Below are 4,519 nucleotides of genomic sequence, written 5' to 3'. Positions count from 1 at the left end.
GGGCCCACCGCCCGCGGCGGCCCCGGAAGCGCTCAGCGCACGCCCAGGGCGAACAGGAGCGCGCGCATCCTGTCGGTGGTCTCCGACAGGACGGCCCCGGGGTCGGAACCGGACATGACGCCACCGCCGACGAAGGCGTCCACCCTGCTGTGGAACACCTCGGCACAGCGGGCGGCGACGACCCACTCGCCGTCGCCCCGGGCCGTGCTGTAGCCGACGGCTCCGGAGTGGAAACCCCGGTCGAAGTGCTCCGGCGCGCCGACCACCCCGGACGCGGGCCGCGAGGGGGAGCCGCACACGGCCGGGGCGGGACGCAGGGCCGCCGCCAGGAGGTGCGCCGGCACATCCGCGTCCAGCAGCGTCCCCTCCAGGCGGGTGGACAGGTGCCACATCGTGGCGGTTCCGACCAGCTCGGGCCGCTTCGGCACGGCCAGGGTCCGGCAGTAGGGCTCCAGCGACTCCGCCACCGCGTCGACCACGACGGCGTGCTCACGCCTGTCCCCGGCCGAGGCACGCAGTCTCTCGCGGTTGCGGTAGTCCTTGGTCGGATCGGCGCTGCGGGGGACGGAGCCGGACAGCGGCTGGGAGGCCACCCGGCTCCCGCGCTTGGAGACCAGCAGTTCCGGGCCCGTCCCCAGAAGGGTGCGGTCCTCCGCCCCGGGGCCGGGCACGTCGATCGCGAAGACGGGTTCGCCCGGATCGCGCCAGAGGAGGTTGTTCAACGCCGTGGACGGATCGACCGCCGACGTGCTGTGCAGACGCAGGCCCCTGGCCGACACCACCCTGTCCGGCCCGCCGTCCCCGGCCGTCAGCGCGATCGCCCGCTCGATCGACGCCCTGTGCTCGTCGGGGGCGGGCACGGGCGTGGACCCCCACTCCCCCGGCAGCGGCCGCCGGCGCAGGCCCGGCGCCCGGCCCCGGGGCGGCGCGGGTGCGTGGCGCACCGTTCGGGGGAGCAGGAACCGGGCCGACCGCCGCCCGTCGAAGGGGATGGCGCCCATCACCACGCCCTCGGGCCCCGCGCTCCCGAGCAGGGAGTCGACCTCGTGCACCTCTTCCGCGACCCCCAGGACCCCGGTCCCGTGCAGTGCGCCGGCACCGGTGGAGAAGAACGTGTCCCCCGGCCGGTAGGAGGCCAGGAGCTCGGCGACGGACGGCGCCGGCGCCGGCGTTCTCTGTTCAGGCATGTGTCGAATCCTCTACAGGGGTGGGAGTGGTCTCCGATGGAACTGCCGCCCGGCCGCGCAGGCTCCCCGGCGCCGGGCACGACCGCGCCGCGGTGGGTCCGCTGCCGGGGGCAGCACTACGGACCCGGCACCAGGGAGCGGCTCTCCGGGGCCAGCGTCAGGACCCGGTCCATGCGGTCGGCGACGTGCCGGTCGTGGGTCACCATGACGACGGCCAGGCCCTCCTCGGCGCGGAGGGCGTCCAGGACGTCCAGGACCGTGCGGGCGCTCGCGGCGTCCAGGGCGGAGGACACCTCGTCGGCCAGCAGGACCCGGGGGCGTGCGGCCAGGGCCCGGGCGATGGCCACGCGCTGGCGCTGGCCGCCGGAGAGGCGGGCCGGCAGCGCGCGTCCGACGTCCGGCGGCAGCCCGACCCGTTCCAGGAGCCCGGGGACCTCCGCGGCGGCCCGGCCGCGGGTCAGCCCCCGCAGCACCATGGCCGGGCGTGCGAGCGCCGTCGCGACCCGCTGAGCCGGGTTCAGGGTTCCGGCCGGGTCCTGGGGAACCAGCTGGACGGCCCGCAGCGCCTCCCGGGAACGGTCCGTGTGGCCGGCCGGCAGGGGCCTGCCACCGAGCGAGAAGGAACCCGCCGCGGGAGGATGGAGCCCCGCCAGGCTCCTGAGCAGGGTGGACTTACCGCATCCGGAAGGACCCAGGACGGCGACCGCCTCCCCCGGACCGACGGCCAGGTCCACTCCGCCGAGCAGTTCCCGCCCGCCCGGGGCCGTGAGGCGCACCTCCCGCAGGCCGAGGACCGGAGCGCCCCCCGGGGACCGGGGACCCACGGTCGTGGACGCGGCTCCGCGGACCGGTTCGGGCCCGCCGATGTCGAGGCGGAGGTCGGCCACACGGTCGGCGAACCCCCGGTCGTGGGTGACCACGACGGTGACCCTCCCCGGGCGCCCCCTCCGCTGTTCGAGGACGTCGAGCACGAGTTCCACCGTGGCGGGGTCCAGGCCGCTCGTGGGCTCGTCCAGCACGAGCACCCCGGGATCGGCGACGACCGCCCGGGCCAGCGCCACACGCTGGGCCTGGCCCCCGGAGAGCTCGTGCGGGCGCCGGCGCCACAGGGCGTCGGCGTCCAGTCCCAGCGAGGTGAGCACCGCCCGGACGGCCCCGGCGTTCGCGCGCCGCAGGCCGCCCGGCAGGGCTTCGGCGACCAGGGCGCAGACCGGCCGCAGGGGGTGCAGGTCCGAGGCGGGGTCCTGGCCGAGCACGCCCGTGGCGGCCCGGCGCCATCGGCGCGCCGCGCGTCCCGCGGGCACCGGCGCCCCCCGCCAGCGCACCCGGCCGTCCCTGCGCACCAGGCCGGGCGGCAGCGCGTCCAGCACGGCCAGGACGGCGCTGGTCTTGCCGCTCCCCGACGGGCCCATGACCGCGAGCACCCCGCCGTCCGGCACGCGCAGGTCCACCGGACCGACCACGGCGGCCCCGCGGTCGGTCTCGACCAGCACCGCCTCCGCATGCAGTCCTTCAGCCATCCGCGGGCTCCTTCCGTGCGGGTCCGCGGTCGCGGCTCCCGGGCGTGCGGTCGTCGGAGAGGTACAGCTGTGCCAGGAGGGCGAGCAGGACGGTGGTGGCCCCCAGCGCCACGGCCGGTGCCGCCACGGCCCAGGGGTTGATCGCCACGCCGGTCATGTTCTCCCTGAGCATGAGGGCCCAGTCGGGGGCGGGCGGGGCGGCCCCCAGCCCCAGGACGCTCAGTGCGGAGGCCACCTGGAGCGCGACCACCAGGCGCAGCCCGAGGTCGGCGACGACCAGCCCCCGAACGGCGGGGAGGACCTCCCTCAGCAGGATCGAGGCGGTGCCCTCCCCGCGCAGGAGCGCGGCCTCCACGTACCCGGAGGTGCGGGCCGCGCGGACGGCGTCCTTGACCACGCGCAGGGTGAGCGGGGCCCCTCCGCACACCGTCGCGACAACCACCGCCGTGTGCCAGGGCAGGGCGATCGCGGCAAGCAGGGCCAGGAGCAGGGAGGGCAGGGCTAGCAGCAGGTCGGCCACGGCGGTGAGGAGCCGCGAGGCCGGCCCGCCGAACCACCCGGCGGCCAGCCCGCCGGCGGTCCCGACGGCACAGGCGCACACGGCGGCCGCGACGGAGACGCCGAGCAGCCCCCTTCCGCCGGCCAGGACACGGGACAGGACGTCGCGGCCCAGGGCGTCCGTTCCCAGGAGGTGAACGGGGTCGGGCAGCTGCCAGGGCGCGCCCGTCGAGGAGGTGGGGCTGTGCGGCGCCCACCATCCGCCGAACAGGGCGACGGCCAGGACCGCGGCCGACAACAGGGGGACGGACAGCGACGCGAGGACCGGAGCGAGGCGACGGTTCACCGGACCGGCCTCCGGCGTGGTTCGGTCAGGGCGGCGACCAGGTCTCCGACCAGCAGTCCCACCAGCACGACCGCGGCGGCGACCACCGCGGTGGCCTGGACGACGGGCAGGTCCCGGGAGGCCAGGGAGGAGACGAGCAGCGATCCGATGCCCGGATAGCCGAAAAGGGTCTCCACCAGCGCTGCGGCGGCGATCAGCCCTCCCGCGGTGTTCGCCGTGACCCGGGTGAAGGGGGCCAGGAGGAAGGGGAGCACGTCGGTCGAGGCGATCCGCCACGGGGGGACCCCCCGCCGGCGGGCGTCGGCCACGTGGGGCAGGCGTACGGTGTCGGCCACCGCACCGGCCAGCAGGCTCGCGCCGAAGAACGCGGTGGGCAGGGCCAGGGAGGCCACCGGGAGGAACAGCAGTTCCGGATGCTGCCAGGGCGAGGCTCCGGGCGGGAGCAGGGATACCGGGGGCACCAGGCCCAGGGCGCCGGAGAACACGGCCGCCAGGGCGGCGGCGGTGACCGCGGTGGGCAGTGCGGCGCCTCCGGTGAGGACCGCGGTGGACAGCCGGCGCGCCCGCCGGGAACCCCCGGCCCACCAGGCCAACGCCAGGGAGGCGGGGGTCGCCACCGCCAGCGCCCCGCCCACCACCGCGAGGGTGGCGGGCAGCCGCTGGGCGAGGGCGTCGGCGACCGGGCGGCCGTTGACCAGGGACGTGCCGAGGTCTCCGGTGAGCAGCGATCCGGCCCAGTCGAGGTAGCGCCGCCAGGGCGCGGCGTCCAGTCCCAGCTCCTCACGGAGCTCCCGGACCTCCTCCTCGTCGGCGCCGGGGGTGACACGCAGGTCGACGGCGTCGCCGGGCAGGAGTTCGGTGGCGGTGAACACCGCCACCGAGACCAGGGCCAGCAGGAGCACGGTCCGCACCAGGGCGAACAGGAGCGGGACCCCCGTGACCGCCCCCGCGGTGCGGGGGCGGGGGGC

4 protein-coding genes are annotated in these 4,519 nt (G+C 77.2%); all 4 read right to left on the bottom strand.

Annotation, left to right across the window (positions count from 1 at the left end):
- Nucleotides 1-32: 32 nt before the first annotated feature.
- The gene (locus ACWGL3_RS31160; protein ID WP_452462123.1) at nucleotides 33-1,187 is read right to left on the bottom strand and encodes a chorismate-binding protein; all 1,155 of its coding nucleotides are present in this window, start codon (nucleotides 1,185-1,187) and stop codon (nucleotides 33-35) included.
- A 116-nt stretch (nucleotides 1,188-1,303) separates the two neighbouring features.
- Nucleotides 1,304-2,707 (bottom strand): ABC transporter ATP-binding protein, encoded by a 1,404-nt coding sequence (locus tag ACWGL3_RS31155; RefSeq protein ID WP_267944960.1) that lies wholly within the window; start codon nucleotides 2,705-2,707, stop codon nucleotides 1,304-1,306.
- Nucleotides 2,700-3,551 carry an ABC transporter permease gene (locus tag ACWGL3_RS31150; RefSeq protein ID WP_267944961.1) on the bottom strand — a complete coding sequence of 284 codons (852 nt, stop codon included), beginning with the start codon at nucleotides 3,549-3,551 and terminating at the stop codon, nucleotides 2,700-2,702. The genes ACWGL3_RS31155 and ACWGL3_RS31150 overlap by 8 nt, the downstream gene beginning before the upstream one ends.
- The coding region (locus ACWGL3_RS31145) for an ABC transporter permease (RefSeq protein WP_452462122.1) at nucleotides 3,548-4,519 on the bottom strand (972 nt) is incomplete at its 5' end. The genes ACWGL3_RS31145 and ACWGL3_RS31150, both read right to left, overlap by 4 nt.

This window comes from Nocardiopsis sp. NPDC055824 (assembly GCF_053616335.1).
Note: the sequence above shows the minus strand (reverse complement) of the source record. Positions and strands in the feature narration are given on the sequence as shown.